Origin of the sequence: Moraxella bovis (genome assembly GCF_025985205.1) — a bacterium.
GTDB lineage: Bacteria > Pseudomonadota > Gammaproteobacteria > Pseudomonadales > Moraxellaceae > Moraxella > Moraxella bovis.
Window position 1 is genome coordinate 1100139 of sequence record NZ_CP087840.1, and the last position, 19249, is coordinate 1119387.

The 19249-nt window shown below is 45.7% G+C and carries 16 protein-coding genes and 3 pseudogenes; 5 read left to right on the forward strand and 14 right to left on the reverse strand.

The genetic code is table 11. The features are described 5' to 3' along the window. Positions 1-27: 27 nt before the first annotated feature. Positions 28-1392, reverse strand: coding sequence for an exonuclease SbcCD subunit D C-terminal domain-containing protein (locus tag LP107_RS05395; RefSeq protein ID WP_115370105.1), 1365 nt, complete (start codon positions 1390-1392; stop codon positions 28-30). 116 nt (positions 1393-1508) lie between these two features. Further along, positions 1509-1838 carry a YbeD family protein gene (locus LP107_RS05400; protein WP_115370104.1) on the reverse strand — a complete coding sequence of 110 codons (330 nt, stop codon included), beginning with the start codon at positions 1836-1838 and terminating at the stop codon, positions 1509-1511. A gap of 130 nt (positions 1839-1968) precedes the next feature. Here LP107_RS05400 and LP107_RS05405 point away from each other — a divergent pair, with 130 nt between their 5' ends. Then, positions 1969-2277: an IS630 transposase-related protein gene (locus LP107_RS05405; protein ID WP_112742399.1), complete on the forward strand. Its 309-nt coding sequence runs from the start codon at positions 1969-1971 to the stop codon at positions 2275-2277. An 80-nt stretch (positions 2278-2357) separates the two neighbouring features. Then, positions 2358-2827, forward strand: a pseudogene (locus LP107_RS05410) (IS630 family transposase). Positions 2828-3034: 207 nt separating this feature from the next. Here the strand turns inward: LP107_RS05410 and LP107_RS05415 are convergent. The 5 genes and pseudogenes from LP107_RS05415 to LP107_RS14460 all read right to left on the reverse strand — a co-directional run bounded on the left by LP107_RS05415 (position 3035) and on the right by LP107_RS14460 (position 5372). Continuing rightward, positions 3035-3202 carry a hypothetical protein gene (locus tag LP107_RS05415; protein ID WP_158079668.1) on the reverse strand — a complete coding sequence of 56 codons (168 nt, stop codon included), beginning with the start codon at positions 3200-3202 and terminating at the stop codon, positions 3035-3037. A gap of 220 nt (positions 3203-3422) precedes the next feature. Then, positions 3423-4244: a class I SAM-dependent methyltransferase gene (locus LP107_RS05420; protein WP_079324444.1), complete on the reverse strand. Its 822-nt coding sequence runs from the start codon at positions 4242-4244 to the stop codon at positions 3423-3425. A 144-nt stretch (positions 4245-4388) separates the two neighbouring features. Further along, positions 4389-4604: pseudogene (locus LP107_RS05425) on the reverse strand (transposase); the annotation flags it as partial. A 68-nt stretch (positions 4605-4672) separates the two neighbouring features. Continuing rightward, entirely contained in the window at positions 4673-4867 is a 195-nt protein-coding gene (locus LP107_RS14455) for a hypothetical protein (protein WP_078274600.1), read from the reverse strand. A gap of 250 nt (positions 4868-5117) precedes the next feature. Continuing rightward, the gene (locus LP107_RS14460; RefSeq protein ID WP_112742396.1) at positions 5118-5372 is read right to left on the reverse strand and encodes an IS1/IS1595 family N-terminal zinc-binding domain-containing protein; all 255 of its coding nucleotides are present in this window, start codon (positions 5370-5372) and stop codon (positions 5118-5120) included. Positions 5373-5571: 199 nt separating this feature from the next. Here LP107_RS14460 and LP107_RS05430 point away from each other — a divergent pair. Next, positions 5572-5676 (forward strand): annotated as a pseudogene (locus tag LP107_RS05430) (YnfA family protein); the annotation flags it as partial. 517 nt (positions 5677-6193) lie between these two features. Here LP107_RS05430 and rpoD read toward each other — a convergent pair. Both rpoD and LP107_RS05440 read right to left on the reverse strand, forming a co-directional pair. Next, positions 6194-8053 (reverse strand): RNA polymerase sigma factor RpoD, encoded by a 1860-nt coding sequence (gene rpoD, locus LP107_RS05435; RefSeq protein WP_112742394.1) that lies wholly within the window; start codon positions 8051-8053, stop codon positions 6194-6196. Between the two features lie 179 nt (positions 8054-8232). Continuing rightward, the gene (locus LP107_RS05440) at positions 8233-9519 is read right to left on the reverse strand and encodes an FAD-dependent monooxygenase (protein WP_078274551.1); all 1287 of its coding nucleotides are present in this window, start codon (positions 9517-9519) and stop codon (positions 8233-8235) included. Between the two features lie 393 nt (positions 9520-9912). Between LP107_RS05440 and LP107_RS05445 the strand changes: the two genes are divergently transcribed. Both LP107_RS05445 and recR read left to right on the forward strand, forming a co-directional pair. Next, complete coding sequence (locus tag LP107_RS05445) at positions 9913-10245, forward strand: YbaB/EbfC family nucleoid-associated protein (protein WP_078274552.1); 333 nt, start codon at positions 9913-9915, stop codon at positions 10243-10245. Beyond that, complete coding sequence (recR, locus tag LP107_RS05450) at positions 10245-10838, forward strand: recombination mediator RecR (protein WP_078274553.1); 594 nt, start codon at positions 10245-10247, stop codon at positions 10836-10838. Before LP107_RS05445 ends, recR begins: the two co-directional genes overlap by 1 nt. A gap of 322 nt (positions 10839-11160) precedes the next feature. On the opposite strand, the gene LP107_RS05455 is transcribed toward recR, so the two are convergent. From LP107_RS05455 to LP107_RS05475, 5 genes are all read right to left on the reverse strand, one after another. Continuing rightward, positions 11161-11805: a hypothetical protein gene (locus LP107_RS05455; RefSeq protein ID WP_112742393.1), complete on the reverse strand. Its 645-nt coding sequence runs from the start codon at positions 11803-11805 to the stop codon at positions 11161-11163. A 102-nt stretch (positions 11806-11907) separates the two neighbouring features. Beyond that, positions 11908-12942: a type I glyceraldehyde-3-phosphate dehydrogenase gene (locus LP107_RS05460; RefSeq protein ID WP_112742392.1), complete on the reverse strand. Its 1035-nt coding sequence runs from the start codon at positions 12940-12942 to the stop codon at positions 11908-11910. Then, complete coding sequence (locus LP107_RS05465) at positions 12939-14828, reverse strand: AAA family ATPase (RefSeq protein WP_112742391.1); 1890 nt, start codon at positions 14826-14828, stop codon at positions 12939-12941. The genes LP107_RS05460 and LP107_RS05465 overlap by 4 nt, the downstream gene beginning before the upstream one ends. A gap of 5 nt (positions 14829-14833) precedes the next feature. Then, positions 14834-17140, reverse strand: coding sequence for a site-specific recombinase (locus LP107_RS05470; protein ID WP_112742390.1), 2307 nt, complete (start codon positions 17138-17140; stop codon positions 14834-14836). A gap of 214 nt (positions 17141-17354) precedes the next feature. Further along, entirely contained in the window at positions 17355-19127 is a 1773-nt protein-coding gene (locus LP107_RS05475) for an acyl-CoA dehydrogenase C-terminal domain-containing protein (protein ID WP_112742389.1), read from the reverse strand. Positions 19128-19249: the final 122 nt, after the last annotated feature.

Sequence of the window (19249 nt, forward strand, 5' to 3'; positions counted from 1 at the left end):
GTAAGATAAAAGCCAAGCCATACACCGTCAGTCCGCCTGCACGTCCTGCTCATGAATGGCTTGGATGATGTGCTGATAGGCGACTTTTAGCTCATCTTTTTCATCATTGCTCACCGCTCTCCTGTCTAAAAGTCGCTCAAACACGTCCATGGTTGTGAGCTGTTTTAGGTTCTCGTCATGATGGGTGCTTTGTAGGACGTGCCTGCGTTGGGTGTTGTTTTGGATGTTTAGGGGTAGGACTTTGGTGTCTGTCAAAAAGGCTTTGATGTCTTTGGCAAAATTTGGCTCTAACGCCTGCCCATCATAGATAATCTCGGCATAGATGGTTTGGTTTTCGGCGATTAGGGGGCGTAAGGCGTGCTTAATGCTGTCGGTGTCGCCTTGTAGTCTCACTAGCTTGGTAAAGACGGGTACGGTCAGGGCATGAATGTGGGGCGTGTTCGCTGTGACGGGGTCAAAATCAACAATCAAGACCTCTTTGTCCTTACCAATCTCACCAAAGCCCATGGCAATCGGCGAGCCACAATAGCGAATGCGATCTTGTCCTGCAACCTTTTGCGGGGCATGGATGTGTCCTAGGGCGACATAGTTGATGTCATTGGCAAAAATACTGGCAGGCAGTTGCCCGAGTGTGCCGACAAAGGTCTCTTTTCGCATGCCGTCATCATCCGATGACACGCTCGCCCCTGCACTAAACAGATGACCGGTGGCGATGATGGGAATGGGGGGCTGGTTTGGGCTGGCTTGGTGTTTATCTCTTAGGGCGATGGCGTGTTCGGCAAGGCTTTGATAATGCTTGGCAATGCCTTGGGCGGTCTCGCTGTCTCGCTGTCCTGTCAGCTCAAAACTACCGCCTGTCCTGACATCTTTGTCACGCAGATAAGGCACGGCAAGAACGATGGCACGCACGATGTCTGAATTGATTTTTGAGTTGTCTTTTGGGTTGTCTTGTGATTTGTCTTTTAAATTATTTTTTAAGTCATCTTGTGGTTTGTCTTTTAATAACAGTATTTCATCATGGATGTCGGCGGTGGCTTGTCCGACGACTTGGACGTTCAGTGTTTTTAAAATGGCTTTGGGGGCGTCCAAAAAGGTGGGACTGTCGTGGTTGCCTGCGGTGATGATGACGTGCTGGCAGGGGCTTTTGGCGACTTTGCCCAAAAAGTTATAATACAGCTCTTGGGCTTTGTTACTGGGGGTGGCGGTGTCAAAGATGTCGCCTGCCACGATGAGTGCGTCCACGTCATGGGTACTGATGGCGGTGTGTAACCAGTTTAAAAAGGCTTCAAATTCATCATATCGAGTGTGGTTAAACAGGCATTTGCCGATGTGCCAGTCGGATGTGTGTAAAATGCGTAGGGCGGTTGGGGACTTGGGGGGTGTGGTGTGCATGGTGGTTATTTCGATGAGTAAGACAAAAGCAAATGAGATAAATGGGCTGTGATGTTTTAAAGTTTATAAAAAAGACCAACTCTTGCGGGCGGTCTTTGGTAAATGTATGTAAATCGTCAGACAGCGGTTTTGACTGTTTTGGCTTTGTCAAGAGCGGTGTATAGGCGATTGACTTCATCGGCAGATGTTAGGTGTAGATTGACCCGCAGGGCGTGAAATCGTCCTGTCTTGGATGGGCGGACGACCATGCTGGCGGTGTCAAAATCAGGGAAAATCTCTGCCAAAATAAGCGTGACTTCATGGCGTAGGCTGTCATGCTCGCCTTCGTGTCCGATGATACTCATGGGGTAGTCCATGGGGAACTGCCACAGCTGGGGGTTTTGGATTTCGGTGCGTTTGGCGTTTACGGTGGGGGCGATATTTAGACTCGTAAGTTTGGTGGTCATGATAATAATAAATAGATGAATTTAGGAATAAATGGGGGTGGCGGTCGCTTTTTCAAGCGTAAAAATACACCCCACAAACCCCAAATATGCTACAATACCCTAACATTCATTAAATAGAGCTTTAAATACCATGACCTACTCCTTAGACTTTCGTAAAAAAGCTTTGGCACTCATCAATGACAAAGGCATGTCTTATCGCAAGGTAGCTTCTTTACTTAATGTCTCTACTCGTACCTTACAAAACTGGCAACAAAACATACAGATTAAACCCACCAAAGAAGTAAAGCCTAGAAAGATAGATGATGAGGCATTACTCAAAGATGTAGAAGATTATCCCTATGATTATCTGTATGAGCGAGCAAGACGATTTGGTTGTACTGACATGGGCATTTACAAAGCTTTAAAAAGATTGGGCATTACTCATAAAAAAACAAAATAATACACCCAAAGTCAGACATCAATAAGCAGTTAGAGTATTTAGCTAAACTTACCGCCTATCAAGAGCAAGACTATCCCATCATCTACAAGGATGAATCAGGGTTTGAAGCACGCACTTATCGTCCTTATGGTTATGCTCCTATTGGTCAGCCTAGCATCTTGTATCATAACTACCAAAACAGCAGATTAAGGGTTAATGTCATTGGTGTTTTATGTCACAATCAATTGTTTGCTTGCCTTATCATAAACACCACACTAACACCCAAACGGTTTATGATTGGTTAAAACACACCTTAATTGTAAAATTAAAGCGAAAATGCGTGATTGTCATGGACAATGCCCCTTTTCATAAAAACAAAAGAATCCAAAAGCTACTAAACAGGCATGGACATCGTTTATTGTTCTTGCCTCCTTACTCTCCTGACTTAAACCCCATTGAGTATCAATGGAGTCAAGCTAAGTCTTTAAGACAAGGCTGGATGACTGATGATTTGGATGAACTGTTTTGGAACATGGGGGTGTGTGGTGATTTTGTGGTTTGGGGGGTGTAACTTAATAATACATTAAATTGATGAACACTTCTTTATTTTATTTGGTGTTGCGGTTGGGTTGTAAATTCAAGACATAAAAAGTTTCCTCTTTCCACAATTTGCCTGTATGTATATCGTAAATATGCACTGGGGTTAAATCGTTTTGCCCCAAATTGAATTGTTTAAAAATTTCGCCACATTGTTGATTTAAAACTTTTTTACCATAAGCTAAAAAAGATACTTTAAAATCTGGCTATCAGGATGATGGGGATTTTGAGCAATCTTAATTTCATTGAGCCGATAAGCACGATAATCAAATAAACCATCATAGCTTGACCCTATTGGATAAACTTTCATACGCCCCAAATCAATGGATGCTGACCAAACTTTTTTCATATATACTCCAAAAATAAGATTGTAGGTTGGACTGAACCGCCGTTCCACCCAACATTTAAACCTAAGCCTTAATTTTGTTGGGTTTCATAAACTCAACCCAACCTACGGTCTTGTAGGTGCGTATAACGCACCGTTTTGGACTTAGGCTTTGAAATGGTAGGTGTTACGCACCTTACGCCCAAAAACAAATTTGTAGCCTTTTTAGGTTGTTTGGGTATAGTTAATATAGCTCCAATTTGACAACTCTTTGATTAAAGTTTTTATAAAAATAAGGCAATTTATATAATAAATTAAAAGGAAAGGGACAGCGATTACCATAATAATCGCTCATATGGTATTCTTTGACAAAATGAATTTTGTGATGCCAGTGTTCAATATCCCGACTATTTAACATTGACCAAAGATATTCAGGTTGGTCTTTTGTTTTTGAGACGGCATCGGTTTTTTTGACATTACCGACACCTTTATAATACAACATATCAAAAACAACTTCAAGATGATTAAAATTATCACATAACAAATCAAAAAATTGACGCACCTTACTTTCATCAAAATACATCAGCACGCCCTCAACAATCACCAAAATTGGCAAATCTTTATTTTGAATATACGCCACCCATTCTTTATCAAGCATTGAAAAATCAAGCATATGCACATTGTCTTGGGGTGCGATTAGTTTGCTTCTATAAGCCATAGCCATTGACACATCAATATCATACCAAACAATATGGCTTGGACAACCAAGCCGATAAAATCTGGTATCCAGACCTGCACCAATTTGAATAATAATTGCCTGCGAATGTTTGTTAATAAAGGCAAGTGTCTCATCATCAATTAGTTTTGCTCGTGTGGCAATACCAACTTGTGAAAATGCTGACCGTTTAAATTTGTTAAAATCATAATCAATTTGTTGAATAAGCTCTAAGGCTTTTTCGTCTTTGATGATGGGGTTTTTGTGCTGGCTTTCAATCGCTTTTGCCCACAATGTAATCAGCATCGTTTCAGGAATGCCTGCAAGCGTTAAAGTACTTTGTTGGTTCATTGTTTTTTCCTTATGTTGCGTCTGTATTAAAATCTTGGTCGTATTAGGATTCATATACTAAACAAAATGAGCAATGAATGATCCATATTTGTAGTATAGCATAGTTGCTAATCTATGTCAGCCCCATTTTTTACCCTTGAATCATCAAACTAACTGCAACACCTTTTGATAATAGACCTCATAAGGTGTTCGCCAATTTAAACATTTTCTAGGTCGCAGATTGAGTTTGGCGACCTTTGTTTGTATGTATTGATTGTCCCACTGGTTAATATCAGACCCTTTGGGGAAATATTCTGTTAATAACCCATTGGTGTTTTCATTGCTTCCTCTTTGCCAGGGCTGTCTTGGTGGTGGAAAGTGGATACACCCCACAAACCCCAAATATGCTACAATACCCTAACATTCATTAAATAGAGGGCATTGTTAAATCAAAATACACACCTCAAACTACCATTCCACTTAGCAAACAGTAAGCTCAGTGTATTTTCTATCATCTTTTGGCATTTAGAATAGCATTTGGTTTTACGTTTAAACCTTGCGGTAAAATGCCTAATCAGACTGTTATAGCCCTCTATGGTAAACGTTTGAGCTTTACTGGTTAGGTGTTTGTGTATGGGTATGATTTCTTGATAAGACTTTCAGTAATCAGAGCAAAACAGTTTTATGTTGTTTGGGTTTAGGTTGTTGTACAGTCTTTCAAAGGTTTTACTGTCTCGCTTACCACAAACAAAGCCTAAGAGTTGTTTGGTGTCTTCCGTCAATGGCAATCCACGTCTAACGGTAGTTTTTTAAACTTAGTGTAACTGTGAATCTCATCAAGTTCGACAATGTCAATAAGCTTGGTATTATCGGAGGTGATTTCATGTTGTTCACCTAATTGCTTAACCCATTGATAGACTGTACCATACTAATATTTAGCACTCTACCAATGGAGCGAAAGCCTAAGCCTTCAAGATACATATCTATTCCCATTTTTTTAATGTCATTGCTCTTATGTGAGGCATGTTTGTGTGCAGAGAAATAATAACAACAGTCTTTGCACTTATAGCGTTGCTTACCATTATTAAAACCTGCTTTAACAAAAGAGGGTGATTGACACTTAGGGCAATGGGTGAATATTTGGCTCATTGGGTGTTTGCTTTGCTTATGATAGACTGAGTGGGTATTTTAGCTTGGGTATTGTTGTTTAACAATGCCGAATAATTTTTACCCAAAGATACTAGAGTTCTTGCGAAATTCAAAAATTTTGGCTTGCAAACCTTGATTTTATTAGATTTGGAATTTTGACAAGTTCAATAAAATCGTAATTTCGCAAGAGGTCTACTTTATGGATTTTTCTATTCATGCTCTCGCCAAAACCTTGCTGTTATTTGTCATGACGGCGCTTTGTGAGATTTTGGGGTGTTATTTTCCTTATTTGATTTTAAATAGACTTCCTGCAAAACCCTAAATTAAAGAAAACCGTTCGCCTTGAGCTTGTCGAACCATAACGGTTTTCCGCCACCCGCAGGCATAGCTCAGGGCGAACGGAAAACTAGTTTTGCAGGAAGTTTAATGAGTAAAAAACATTGACTTTGGGCACTGACCGCTATGAGTCCGCTTGCCTTTGTACATCTTTTGATCTTGCACCCTGATGCATCGCAAGATTTATGTCATGTATGGTGGTGCGTATGTTGCCGCAGCATTGGCATGGCTAAAAATCTCTTTGACAGCATGGGGTATGGCAGGCGGATTTATGGTGCCACTTAGGGTGTTGATTATCATTGTTCGGCCAAGATGAGTTTGGGGAAATTAAGACACGCCAAAAGGGATGTAAAAATTATATAAAATTACCATTGATTTTTGGGCGAATTGCAATTCGCCCAAAAATCAACACTTTACCACAGGGCAAATGTAATTTGTTCCTACAAATCCGCCCAAAGGTATGGTTGATTAACAATACCGAAAAATCAATCACTTTCCAAGAACGAACGCAAATGCTCAGAGCGAGATGGGTGGCGAAGTTTGCGTAGGGCTTTGGCTTCTATCTGACGGATACGCTCACGAGTAACATCGAACTGCTTGCCCACTTCTTCTAAGGTGTGGTCGGACGCCATGTCAATGCCAAACCGCATTTTTAACACTTTGGCTTCACGTTCGGTTAGGTTGTCCAGCACTTCTCGGGTGGCTTCACGCAAGCCTTCGGCAGTGGCACTCTCAACAGGACTTGAAATGGTGCTGTCTTCGATGAAGTCGCCTAGGTGGCTGTCTTCATCATCACCGATGGGGGTTTCCATGGAAATCGGCTCTTTGGCGATTTTTAGGACTTTACGCACTTTGGCTTCGTCCATATCTAAGCGTTCGCCCAGCTCTTCGGGGGTGGGTTCACGCCCCATTTCTTGGAGTAGCTGACGGCTGACACGGTTGATTTTGTTAATCGTCTCAATCATGTGTACAGGGATACGAATAGTGCGTGCTTGGTCAGCGATGGAGCGAGTGATGGCTTGACGAATCCACCATGTGGCATAGGTTGAGAATTTATAACCACGGCGGTATTCAAATTTGTCTACCGCTTTCATAAGACCGATGTTACCTTCTTGGATAAGGTCAAGGAACTGTAAGCCACGGTTGGTGTATTTTTTGGCGATGGAGATAACCAGACGTAAGTTGGCTTCGACCATGTCTTTTTTGGCACGACGGGCTTTGGCTTCCCCGATTGCCATTTGGCGAGCCACGGCTTTCATGTCTTTGATGTTTATTTGTAGGTTTTCTTCGTGTGCCAAGATTTTCTTTTGCAAGGCAACAACATCAGGCATCACCGCTTCTAAGGTGCCAGCAAAGGCAGGTTTGCCATCAATACGGTGAGCCAGCCAGTCAATGTTGGTCTCGTTACTGGGGAAGGTTTTTTTGAACTCATCAAGGGGCATTTTGCCTTTACGGATAACCAAACGCATGATTTGGCGTTCGGTGGTACGCACGTCTTCATAGACTTCACGCATGAGTGCCATGATTTGGTCAGATAGGCGGTTGTTGAGTTTTAAGAGCATAAAGCGAGTGGCAAGCTCATCATAGGCGGCTTTGGCTTTTTCGCTGTTACGCCCATGTTTTTCAAGCATTTTTTTGGCATTGTCAAACAGGCTTTGAATTTCATCAAAGCGGGCTTTGACTTCTTCGGGGTCAAGACTGCTGTCATCGCTGTCAGCGTCCATGCTCATGCCGTTGTCATCATCGTCTTCGTCTTCGGTGTCGCTGTCATCATCGGCTTCACTGATTTTTAGGTTAATCTCTGTGTCGCTCTCTTGGATTTCAAAATCGCTGTCATCTAGGGATAAAAAGCCTGTGACCACATCGGAGATTTTTTTCTCGCCCGTTTGTACTTGTGCGTATTCATCAAGCACAAACTTGACCGTGCCAGGCCAGTACGCCATGATGTACTGTACTTCTCGAGTGCCTTCTTCGATGCGTTTAGCAATGCTAATCTCGCCATCTCGAGAGAGCAAGTCCACTGTCCCCATCTCACGCATGTACATCCGCACAGGGTCGGTGGTACGCCCCGGTTCGGTCTCAACGCTGGCTAATACCGCCGCCGCTTCATCGGCTGCCATGTCGTCATCACTGCCCGAGTTTGCCAAAATGATGTCGTCTTCATCAGGGGCGACTTCATAAATGGCAATACCCACGTCTGTCAGCATGGCGATGATGTCTTCTACTTGGTCGCTTTCGGTGACGGATTCGGGCAGTTGGTCGTTAATCTCGGCATAGGTCAGATAGCCTTGCTCTTTGCCAAGCTGAATAAGGGCGGCTAATTGGGAAGTAGAATGTTCGCTCATGGGTTCTCGCTCATGCCTAAAAGTGATTGAAACGGTCAATTATAACACAGTTGAGTGCTAAATGGGGGTTGGGCTTGATTTTTTAAAGGGGGTATAAAAGGCGTGTGATAAATTTTAAAAATCATGCTCTAATCTCGACTTAAAATGCATCGTTTTATAAAAGCAGGCACGTCAAACCATCAAGATTTTAACCCCATCGCATAGGTAGCAACCATCGGTTTGACAAAGGGGATTTTGTCAAAGGCAATCAGTCCGACATTGCGAGCGACTTTCATGACAGGGTTGGTGCTGGTAAAACTGCCAACAACGGTATCGCAGAATTTAATCACTCGCTTTTGGTCGGTTTGGCGGGATTGCTCATAACCTAGCAGGCGGGTCTGGCTGCCAAAGTCGGGGGTGGTCATGCCAAATTTACCGCTTTTGGCGTTTTGTAAGTTCTCGCCCAAAAGTTTGGCAAGAGCGTAGGCGTCTCTTAGGCATAGATTAAAGCCTTGACCTGCCACAGGGTGTAGTGTGTGAGCGGCATTGCCCATGAGTACACAGCGACCGACGACCTGCCGATGAGCTAATACTTTGGTCAAAGGGTATGCCCCACGCCTGCCTGCTTGTACAAACTGCCCTGCATCTGTGCCAAAGACTTGTTGCAATGTCGCCAAAAAGTGAGCGTCATCATGCAAGTAGGCGTGTTCATCGCCTTTTGGGCAGATAAAGACGACCGAACGGCGATATTTGCCATCTGCACTGTCGGGTAGGGGTAGCACCGCCAACGGTCCGGCAGGGCTGAATTTTTCAATGGCGACATGCTTGTGTGGCGTGTCTGTCTCAACCACACCAACGATACCCACTTGCCTATAATCATGACTGTCCGCTCCTATGCCGAGCATGTAGCGAGCAGGCGAGTGCTGACCATCGCACGCCACAACCAGTGGGGCGGATAGCTGAATAGTACCGTTGTCTGTTTTGTCATCTTGGCTGATGGCAGTAACATGAGCCATGTCGTCATCTTGGTCGATGGCGGTCACTTGGGTGTTATCATGCAGGCGGATATAGGGGCTTGCCTTGACCGCTTGGAGCAGTACCCGTCCTAGCCATGCGTTTTCCATGACAAAACCAAAGCTCTCAACGTTCTCCGCCTGTTTATCAAGTGTCGCCCGCCCAAAGCTACCAAGCTCGCTAATTAACACCTTGTCAATACGGCAGGCATGGCTGTCCAATTCATCCCACAGCCCAATCTCATGATAAATCTGCACGCTACGCCTAGACAAAGCGGTGTTGCGACTGTCCAGATAGGATTGGCGTTCATGGTCTTGGTCGGGGGCGATGGTCGGGTATTTGACCGTCTCCAACAGCGTGCTATAAATGCCTTGATGAGCCAAAAGCAGGGCAAAGGACAGTCCGACATGACCGCCACCGATGACGATGACGTGGTTATGCTCGGGTGGGGTATCGGGGTGTGGGGCTGTCATGACTGTCTCGCTGGATAAATGGATGGTGTATTAGGGCGTGTTGAATGTTGGTATTTGTAATGAAAATGCCTGTTTAAAAAAGCAGGGGAGTCGCCCGTTTTTCAAGGAAAAAGTGAAGTTTGATGGTCATTCTATCAAACGAACGTCTGACGATGAAAAAAATCCGACCACTTAATTTAAAGAAATTAAGGTAAAATCTTGACAATTTACACGATCAAGTGGTCGGATAGCCATTTTCATGCAAAAATGGATTAAAGCGTTAAATTATACCATATTCTACAAAAATGTTATCAATGTTCAACACGCTCCATGATAACAATTTCCCATTAAGTTAAAATTTTGTTATAATGGCTAACCATATTACCCAAAATTTATTATCCTTTGGAGTTTATGATGAACATTCAAGCACTCATGCAACAAGCCCAAGCCATGCAAAAGCAGGTTGAGCAAAACGTCGAATCCGCCAAAAAAACCCTTGCCCAAAAAGAAGTTCAAGGCGAAGCAGGCAACGGACTGGTAAAAGTGACCATGACAGGTCGCCATGTGGTCAAACGCCTATCTATCGACCCAAGTTTGATGGATGATGAGCCTGACATGATTGAAGATTTGGTGGCGGCCGCCATTAATGATGCGGTACGTCAAGCAGATGAGCTATCAGAGGAAATCATGGCGGGGGCGACCACAGGCATGGGTCTGCCCAAGGGCATGCAAGGATTGTTCGGTTAATGCTCACCCCCAAATTTGACCAACTGGTCAAAGCCTTACAAATCCTACCATCTGTCGGGCAAAAGTCCGCCCAACGCATGGCGATAGAACTATTGTCCAAAAAACGTCCCCAAGGCTTGGCGCTTGCCTATGCCTTGGAGATTGCCATGAATGAGATTAAAGAATGTCAAATCTGCCATTCATTTAGCGATGATGACATCTGTCCCATCTGTGCCGATGTCCGCCGTGATGACAGTCAGCTGTGCGTGGTGGAGCGTGCATCCGATGTGGTGGCGATTGAGCAAAGTGGAGCGTATCGTGGGCGGTATTTTGTGCTGGGCGGTCATCTGTCGCCCTTGGACGGTATCGGGGCGGATGATTTGCACATGGATGAGTTGGTGGCGTTGGTCAAAAAGTCTGCCATTAGCGAGCTGATTCTTGCCACGGGGGCGACGGTCGAAGGTCAGACCACCGCCTTTTTTATCCATGACGCCCTAAAAGCCTGCGTGGATAATATCACTCGCTTAGCCCAAGGCATTCCCATGGGCGGGGAGTTGGGTTATGTCGATAGCCTAACCTTGCACCAAGCCTTACAGAATCGGGCGTTTTTATAGTTGATTTTTGATAGTAGTCCAAAAAGTATGCTGAACTAGGTTTTCCGTTCGCCCTGAGCCTGCCTGCGGGTAGGAAAACCGTTAGGTTTCCCAAGATCGCCACGAACTGTTTTCTTTGTAGCATACTTTTTGAACCAGAGCTGATTTTTTACTATATTGCAAACAAAACGGTTGGGATTGCCCAACCGTTTTTTTAATGCGTGGGTTACTTGAAATAAAAAATATACCCAAAAAATTTGAAAATTACTACAAACGCAATAATGTTTGGATGTAGGGGCGTGCTGAGCACGCCTTATATGCGATAGATAAAACACCCAAAACCCTAAAACCGCTCTTGTGCATGCTCCATGATTTTATCACGTAGAGCATGGCTTAGATATGCCATGGCTTGGGGGGTGGTGTGTCTGATGTGGTTTAGGATTTGGGTGGTGGCAAGAGCGTGACTGTTGGGCAGGCGAGTATAGTTATCGCTGGGCGTAATGACAAATTCATCATCAGACAAATCAACGCTCACCAGCTCCTTGGCGGTGTTTTTGTGCAGGACATTGACGTTGCCTGACAGTAGGATGTTACCAATCTCGTCAGCGACTGCTTGGGTGAGGTCAGGCTCATCGGTGGTCTGGCTGTCTTTGGCGGTGTTGGTAAATTGCAAATGCAGGGCAAGGGGAAACTCATCCCACACGATGACACTCGTGCCTGTGATTTTGATGTGGGTGGCAGGGCGTAGGCTGTCGGGACTGACCCCAAAAATCGCACACGCCTGTGCCGTGGTTACTTTGTCGTTCATCTGCCCAAAAAAGTCGGTCAAAGGCTTTTGAATCTTTAGCTCATCGCTTAGGCGGTCATAATGAGCCAACAGCATGAGTGGCAAATCCTGCTCGTAGATGAATTTGTCTATCTTGACATTATGTACCCGAAACGGCACATCATCGGTCAATACTTCTTGTAAAATAAAACGGTCAGTCATGTTAATACGATTGGTAAAAATGCATAATATAACACACTATTGGCATGGTTGCATGGATGTTATGTAACTCTTTGTTTTTTAGATTGTTTTTAGATATGGGTACTAGGATTGTTTTGCTTTGCTTAACGCCACACACATATCAAGCAAGCGATTGGCGTAGCCAACTTCATTATCATACCATGCTAGGATTTTAAATTGGCAACCCGCTTGCATAAGCTGAGAGCCGTCTATGATGAGCGAATGGGTATCGCCGATAAAGTCAGATGAAACAAGCGGTTCATTGGTATAATCCATAATCCCACGCAGACGGTTTTGGCTTGTGTGTTTTAAGAGTTTTCTGATGTCGTCAAGGGTGGGGTCTTTTTCAAAGATGATCGTGATGTCAATGCAGGCGACATTGACCGTTGGCACTCGGATAGAATGCCCGCTTAATTTGCCTTGTAAAAATGGTAACACCCGCACACTGGCATTAATGCTACTTGACGTGGTGGGAATGATGTTTTGCCCTGACGCTCTAGCTCGCCTTAGGTCTCGATGGGCTTGGTCTAGCACCGTTTGGTCGGCGGTTACGGCATGAATCTCGGTCATCATCACGCTGTCTATGCCATAGACTTGCAAGGTGTGCAGTAGGGGGACTAGGGCTTGGGTGGTGCAGGACACGCCTGAGATAATCGGTAAATTGGTATGCTGCAGTATCTCATCATTAACCCCCATGACCACGCTGGCATCCACCGTATCAAAGGGGGCAGAGCCGATGATGACTTGTTTTGCCCCTGATAAGCGGTGCAGGCTTGCATCATCATAGGAGCGAAAACGCCCCGTGCATTCTAACACCACGTCAATGTCAAGCTCGCCCCATGCGATGTCGGTGGGGCTTTTTTGGTTAAGTAGTAAAATCCGGCACAGGGTTTGCCTGTTTTTTTGTAAAATCAAATGGTTATCTTGTAGATGTGCATCCACACCCAATCTGCCGTGCGTGCTGTCAAATTTTAATAAATGCAGGAGCGTGTGGGCGTCTGCGATGTCATTGATGGCGATGATGTCAAGGCGGTCAAATCTTGTGATGTCGGACAGATACGCACGCAGTAGCATTCGCCCAATACGTCCAAAACCGTTGATGGCAAGGCGAAGGGTCATGGCTTATCCTTGTTGGTGTTAGCTGTTTTGCTGTCATCTGCCGTGTCTGTTGTGTCGGCTTTGGAGATGTCCAAAAATGCCAACGCCAGCCTTGCGATGTTGTAATAGCCATTGCCTTTACCACTCATCTCCACGATGGGTTTAAGCTTGACACCGCCTTCAAATTCGCCTTGGGCGTCGAGCTTATCATAGATGGCTTTGATGGCGTGTAGTTCATCATCACTGGGGGCAAAACGCAGGTAGTCGTCTTTGCCATCACGTTCGATGAGCTCGGTGATGTGGCTGATGATGGTAGATTTGGCAAGCTCACGTTTCTGTGCTATCTCATCAAGACTAAGACCTTCTTTGATGAGTGCTAGGGTCTCATCTAGGGTTTTGCCGACTTGGGCAAGTGATTTGCCTTGGGTTTGGTTGGCGTTGATGTGCTGTTTGCGGGCTTGTTCATCTTTGACTTTTTGTAAAAGTTTTTCTTGGCGAGCGATGATGGTATCATCAGTAATGCCATCACAGGCGATGATGAACTGTTTGTGAATCTCGCTTAGGGTGTCATCATCTAAGGCGTAGAACTTTTCGGCTTGTTCGTCGGCAATCTCTAATAGACGGTTATTGACGTGAAACACCCATTCATCTAACAGCAGACTGTTTTTGTTCATGCCAAGGAGTTTTAAGCCGTCCAGCGACCGCAGGCGAGAGAGAGCAACATAGCCTTGCCCCATCTCAAAGGTGCGAGATAAATCAATCTCGGCAGCATCTAGGGTCATGCCTTGACTTTTGTGAATGGTGATTGCCCATGCTAAGGCAAGGGGGATTTGGCTGTAACTGGCTAATATCTCGCCTTGGTTATCTTCTATCGTCCATTCATCAGGCTCGGCATAGACCATGCGACCACTATTGAGTCGTACCATGGGGTATTTGATGGTGTTGGCGGACTCGTTACTACCATCAATGTTTGCCTGTGGTAGGGCGACAAAATCAACCACTTCGCCCATCGTGCCATTAGAGACACTAAGGTTTTGGTTGTTTTTGATAAACATGACCCGAGCCCCGACTTTTAGGGTCAAAGATGGGGCGGCTTTGACGTTTTTAGCGAGCATTTCTATCAAGGCTTTATCGCCATAGGTGGTGCAGTCAAAGGTGTGAGCGTCTCCATCTAGCAGAGCAAGCTGTTCTTGGTTGATGCTGTCCACGTTGCCATTATGAGTGTACAGACGTGTACAATTATCGCTGATGTCGTTATGGCGAGTGCCAAGCAAGATGTCTTGGGCGAGAGCATCCACGTCCTGATGTCGGATTTGGTTCAAGACGTCGTTTAGGCTCATGCCAAACCGTTCACGCTCATCATGCCCTGCTTGACGGTGCTGTTCTGATAGGTAGCAGATTTGGAAATTGGCACTTTTCCATGCCTTCGCCATAAAGGCAAACTTTTCTTTGTTGCTTTCGCCTTTGTTGCCAACAGGGGGTAACTGAAAAAAATCGCCCGAGAAAATCACCTGCACCCCACCAAAAGGGGTGTCATTTTCACGAATGGTACGTAAAATCTCGTCCAACAAGTCCACTTGCTTGGCATGGAGCATGGAAATCTCATCGATGATGAGTACCTTAGCGTCTCTTAGGCGGTCGGTCACGGCTTGGCGATATCTTAGACGTTTAAAATCTTCATCGGTAAAGCTGTCCTTAATGCCCATGCCAGACCATGCGTGTATCGTCATGCCGTTCATGTGCGTGGCGGCAATGCCTGTACTGGCGGTAATAGCAGCTGAGATGCCACGCACTCGCAGATAGTGAATGTACTGGTTTAGGACATAAGTTTTGCCTGCTCCTGCCTGCCCTGTCAAAAAGACGTTTTGTCCTGTTTTTAAAATATCAAGTGCAATACTTTGTTTCATGGTATTTACTTTGGTAGCTGTGGCGGTTTGTCGGGTTTGGGTAGTGGGTTTTTGGCATTGGTCTCGCTATTCATGTCAAGCCCCATCTCGCCTGCTTCACTGTGTTTGGTCTCTACTTTGACTTTATCAAGCGTGCCTTGGCTTAGGTCGGTTTTGGCGACATTGACTGCATTTTGGATGTCTTTTAGGGGGTCGGTTTTTTTATTGCCTAGACGACGGACGACCGAACCGCTAGGAATGGCAGTTTCTTTGACATTGTCATCATAGATAATCCGCCCTTCGCTGTCAATACGTGCGTATTTAACGCTTTCATTTCTAGGAATGAAAAAGTCCCTTGGGTGTGTGATTAAGTGCTTGAACATCAGCTCGCCCAAATCTTTCCACTGGCTAAAATGCACTTCTTTGGAACGTAGGGCAATCATGAGTGACAGTGAAAAACTAACAATCAGGTTCACCATGCCGATGAGCAATACTCCAACAAAAGCATACAGGGCAAGTTGCCATGTCAAATCATCAGGGGATAAGAAAAACAGCCCATGCACAAGGTTGGCGGAGGCAAAGGCGATGTGGCGAATGTCAAGTGGCAGTCCGAGCATGTAGCCGATGGTGGCGGTACTGCCCAAAAAACAGCCAAAGATAAAGTTCCCCATAATCGCCCCAAGATTGGCTTCTACAAAACTGCCAAGGCGGTTTTGCCAGCTTTGGGGCATGAGACGAGCAAGCAGGTGGTGACGTTTGACCCGTTCGCCGATTTTATTAAAGGCGGCAAGGTTATCATAATACCCTGAGATAAGTCCTGATAGGAACAAAAACACCCCAGCGATGGCAGCGTGTGGCAAGGAGAGTGAACGCAAGGGGTCAAGCTCGTGGAGCAGGTAGGCGGCCTTTTCGGTGCTAATCATCGGCTCACCATAGAACTGCACCCAGCCAAAGGCGATGAGTAGGGCGATGGGCATGGCGATGGAGATGTTACCCATGATGGCGATAAACTGCGTTCGCATGATGTCCACGACCAACTCAGCAAGTTTGGTTAGCTGTTTTTTCTTACTAGATCCTTCTGAGATGGTGGAGGCGATGGCGGCGGCGGTCATGGCGGGCTGTTTGGTGGCGACTGTCCCCCCTGCGATGTGAATGCCAACAAAGCCAAGTCCATAAATCATGCTGTTCATGAACGCTTTGCCAATGGGGGCAAGCACGAGCGATGAGCCTAGGATTTTTAAGGTTGCCATAAAAGCGATGAGAAAACCACCAATGGCCGCCTTTTTGTACATTTTTTTGTAGCCAAGCTTGTCGGTACTGATGTAATGCTCGCCCACTTGACCTGAGTTTTCGGTGATTTTACGAGACAGCAGGCGGGTGTTATTTTTGATGAGATAGCCAAAGCTGTATCGGGTTTTGGCGGTGCGGACAATCTCTTGGGTTAGCTCCACGATGGCTTTGTCGCGGTTTTTGTTTTTGTCAGAGACGAGTTCAAGCAAGATATGCATGCGGTGAATGCTCTGCTCAAGTCGCACAAGCATATTAGTCATACGAATGGAAATGCCCGTTTTGTACACCCGTTTTCGAATGTTATCAACAATGTCTTGGCACTGCTCTAGCATGACAAGCAAAGGAGCAGGGTCAATGTCCACATCAGGCATGGTGTCAGTCATGGCGTCCAAGTTATGGGACTGGCGATACTGATTGACAAACAGGACGGTCTCTTGGTTTTGGGCGACAAAGGCGGCGGTGTAGTTTAAAACCTGTGGATAGGTATCCATCATCTCAGTGTGCAGTCCGATGCCACTGATGCGATAAGATAAGATGACCAAAGCATTTAGGATGCTATTTTTGGCACTGGCGACCAGCTCTAGGTTCTGCTCATCAACCTTGATAAGCTCCACCAGCTCATCCCAATGCTCAGGCGTGATGAGTGACAGCCATTTCTCATCGGTCGCCCCGTCAAACAGATAGTGAGCAAGCTCTACCACGGAGTCTTCTTTGGGCAGTAGGGGCAAAAAACGATGTCCTATCAAGCGGTTAATGCTGTGTGAAAAGCTGTCATCAGAGATGATGCCCGTATCTGCATAGAGCGTGATACGCTGATAGTTGTCTGTTAGACGCAGGATAAACGCTGCCAGTCCTGCACCGTATTCAGGATTTTCTTTTAAAATATCAATGAGTTCACGGATTTTGGCATTGACCGCTTCTTCGTCATCGCCCGTCACTCTTAGTGCATCAATGAAACGTTTCAAAGACGAAGGCTCGGGCAACTCTTGGAGTAGGCTGATGTATTGTAAAATATGGCGTAAGTCAGAGCTGTGATCTAGCAAAGGTTGTCCTTAAAAATACAAGATAACTGATAAATGTACTATTTTAGCACAGTTTTTGGGGATAATTTAAAATGGCGGAATATTTTTTGTGGTTTGATAAAATGGCAAAATAGGTTGTTTTACCTATTTAAAGAGAGTTATTTGAAAAATAATGACAAAATAAAAATCGGGACATTCGCCCGATTTTTATATGGTGCAAATTTATCGCATAAATTTACCCAAAAAACCCTTCATCAAACGCCATGATGCTATCCGCCCTATTTTTTGCCATGACCGCATGGGCGTGCAGGCGTGGCAGGATACGAGCGGTAAAATAGTCAGCCAGACGGACTTTATCAGCATAAAAATCCCCATCCTTATCCGCACACGCCTTGACGGTCAGCACATACATATAGGCATAGCACAGATAGCCCACCGTGTGTAGATAATCCACCGCCGAGCCGTTAATGGCGTTGGGGTCGGCAGTTGCAACCTTGATAAGCTCGGCGGTCAAATCCGCCACCGTATCGCACGCCCTTAGGGTCTCATCCTTTAATAGGCCATCGGGCAGGGCATTAGCGGACGCTTTGATTTCATCAATAAACGCACTCATCGCCCGTCCGTTGTCCTTGACGACTTTTCGCCCGAGCAGGTCAAGGGCTTGAATGCCGTTCGTGCCTTCATAAATCTGGCTGATACGGGTATCACGCACGATTTGTTCCATGCCCCATTCACGGATATAGCCATGCCCGCCAAACACCTGCTGGCAGTCAATGGTGGCACCAAATGCCATGTCGGTCAAAAACGCCTTAGCAATCGGGGTCAGTAGGGCAACCTTGGCGGAAGCGGTTTTTTTGGCATTATCATCGTCTGAGAATTTGGCGGTGTCAAGTTCACGAGCGACATACATGGCAAAGGTGCGAGAAGCCACGCTGTTTGTCTTGGCATTTAAAAGCATACGGCGGACGTCCGCATGATGAATGATGGGGTCGGCAGGTTTATCGGTATTTTTGACACCACCATCGGCTCGCCCTTGTAAGCGGTCGTGGGCATAAGCACAGGCGTTTTGGTAGGCAAGCACGCTCGCCCCAAGCCCTTGTAGCCCCATGGTAACTCGCTCATAGTTCATCATGACAAACATACTTGCCAAGCCTGTATTCTCCGCCCCTACCATATAGCCTGTGGCGTTGTCAAAGTTCATCACGCAAGTGGCAGACGCTTTGATGCCCATTTTATGCTCAATGGAGCCTGCCGATACGCCATTACGCTCGCCCAAACTGCCGTCTGCATTGACCAAAAATTTTGGCACAATAAATAGTGATATGCCTTTTGAGCCTTTTGGGGCGTTGGGCGTTTTGGCAAGTACCAGATGAACGATGTTATCTGTCAGGTCATGCTCGCCTGCGGTGATAAAAATCTTAGTGCCTGTGATGGCATACGAGCCGTCAGCGTTGGGGACAGCTTTTGTCTTGATAATCCCCAAATCCGTCCCTGCGTGCGGTTCGGTCAAGCACATCGTCCCTGACCACTTGCCACTGTATAGCTTGGGCAAATATAGAGCCTTTTGTTCATCGCTACCGCTCGCCAGTAGGCACAATGTCGCCCCTACGGTGAGGTTGGGATATAGGGCGAATGATTGGTTGGTGGCAAACAGCATCTCTTCGGTAAGCATACTCACCATTTTTGGCATGCCTTGTCCGCCATACTCAGGGTCGCCCCCAAGCCCTATCCAGCCGGCATCAGCATAGGCTCTAAATGCGTCCTTAAAGCCCTGTGGCGTGGCGACTTGTCCGTTTCCAAGATAAATTGCCCCTTCTTCATCGCCCAATTGGTTTAGGGGCAAAAGCGTGGATGTGGCGAATTTTGCCATTTCGTCCAAAATCATGTCTACCGTGTCGCTATCGACATGGGATAGGGCAGGCGTGTTTTGCCAAAAGGTCGGGGCGTCAAAAATGTCGTTTAACACAAAACGCATTTCATCAATGGGGGCGGTATAAGATAGGGTCATGGCGATGTCCTTGTGTCCGTTAAACATAGAAAGTGAAAAATTATGATAAAATTTAACCAAAAAATGGTCATTTGGCAAGGGCTGATTTAAACTGATGAGTCATTTATAAAGATGCTGATAAA

Coding starts and splice junctions, on each gene's coding strand:
- LP107_RS05395 (WP_115370105.1), bottom strand. CDS start 1,392: ATGCACACCACACCCCCCAAGTCCCCAACCGCCCTACGCATTTTACAC.
- LP107_RS05400 (WP_115370104.1), bottom strand. CDS start 1,838: ATGACCACCAAACTTACGAGTCTAAATATCGCCCCCACCGTAAACGCC.
- LP107_RS05405 (WP_112742399.1), top strand. CDS start 1,969: ATGACCTACTCCTTAGACTTTCGTAAAAAAGCTTTGGCACTCATCAAT.
- LP107_RS05415 (WP_158079668.1), bottom strand. CDS start 3,202: ATGAAAAAAGTTTGGTCAGCATCCATTGATTTGGGGCGTATGAAAGTT.
- LP107_RS05420 (WP_079324444.1), bottom strand. CDS start 4,244: ATGAACCAACAAAGTACTTTAACGCTTGCAGGCATTCCTGAAACGATG.
- LP107_RS14460 (WP_112742396.1), bottom strand. CDS start 5,372: ATGAGCCAAATATTCACCCATTGCCCTAAGTGTCAATCACCCTCTTTT.
- rpoD (WP_112742394.1), bottom strand. CDS start 8,053: ATGAGCGAACATTCTACTTCCCAATTAGCCGCCCTTATTCAGCTTGGC.
- LP107_RS05440 (WP_078274551.1), bottom strand. CDS start 9,519: ATGACAGCCCCACACCCCGATACCCCACCCGAGCATAACCACGTCATC.
- LP107_RS05445 (WP_078274552.1), top strand. CDS start 9,913: ATGAACATTCAAGCACTCATGCAACAAGCCCAAGCCATGCAAAAGCAG.
- recR (WP_078274553.1), top strand. CDS start 10,245: ATGCTCACCCCCAAATTTGACCAACTGGTCAAAGCCTTACAAATCCTA.
- LP107_RS05455 (WP_112742393.1), bottom strand. CDS start 11,805: ATGACTGACCGTTTTATTTTACAAGAAGTATTGACCGATGATGTGCCG.
- LP107_RS05460 (WP_112742392.1), bottom strand. CDS start 12,942: ATGACCCTTCGCCTTGCCATCAACGGTTTTGGACGTATTGGGCGAATG.
- LP107_RS05465 (WP_112742391.1), bottom strand. CDS start 14,828: ATGAAACAAAGTATTGCACTTGATATTTTAAAAACAGGACAAAACGTC.
- LP107_RS05475 (WP_112742389.1), bottom strand. CDS start 19,127: ATGACCCTATCTTATACCGCCCCCATTGATGAAATGCGTTTTGTGTTA.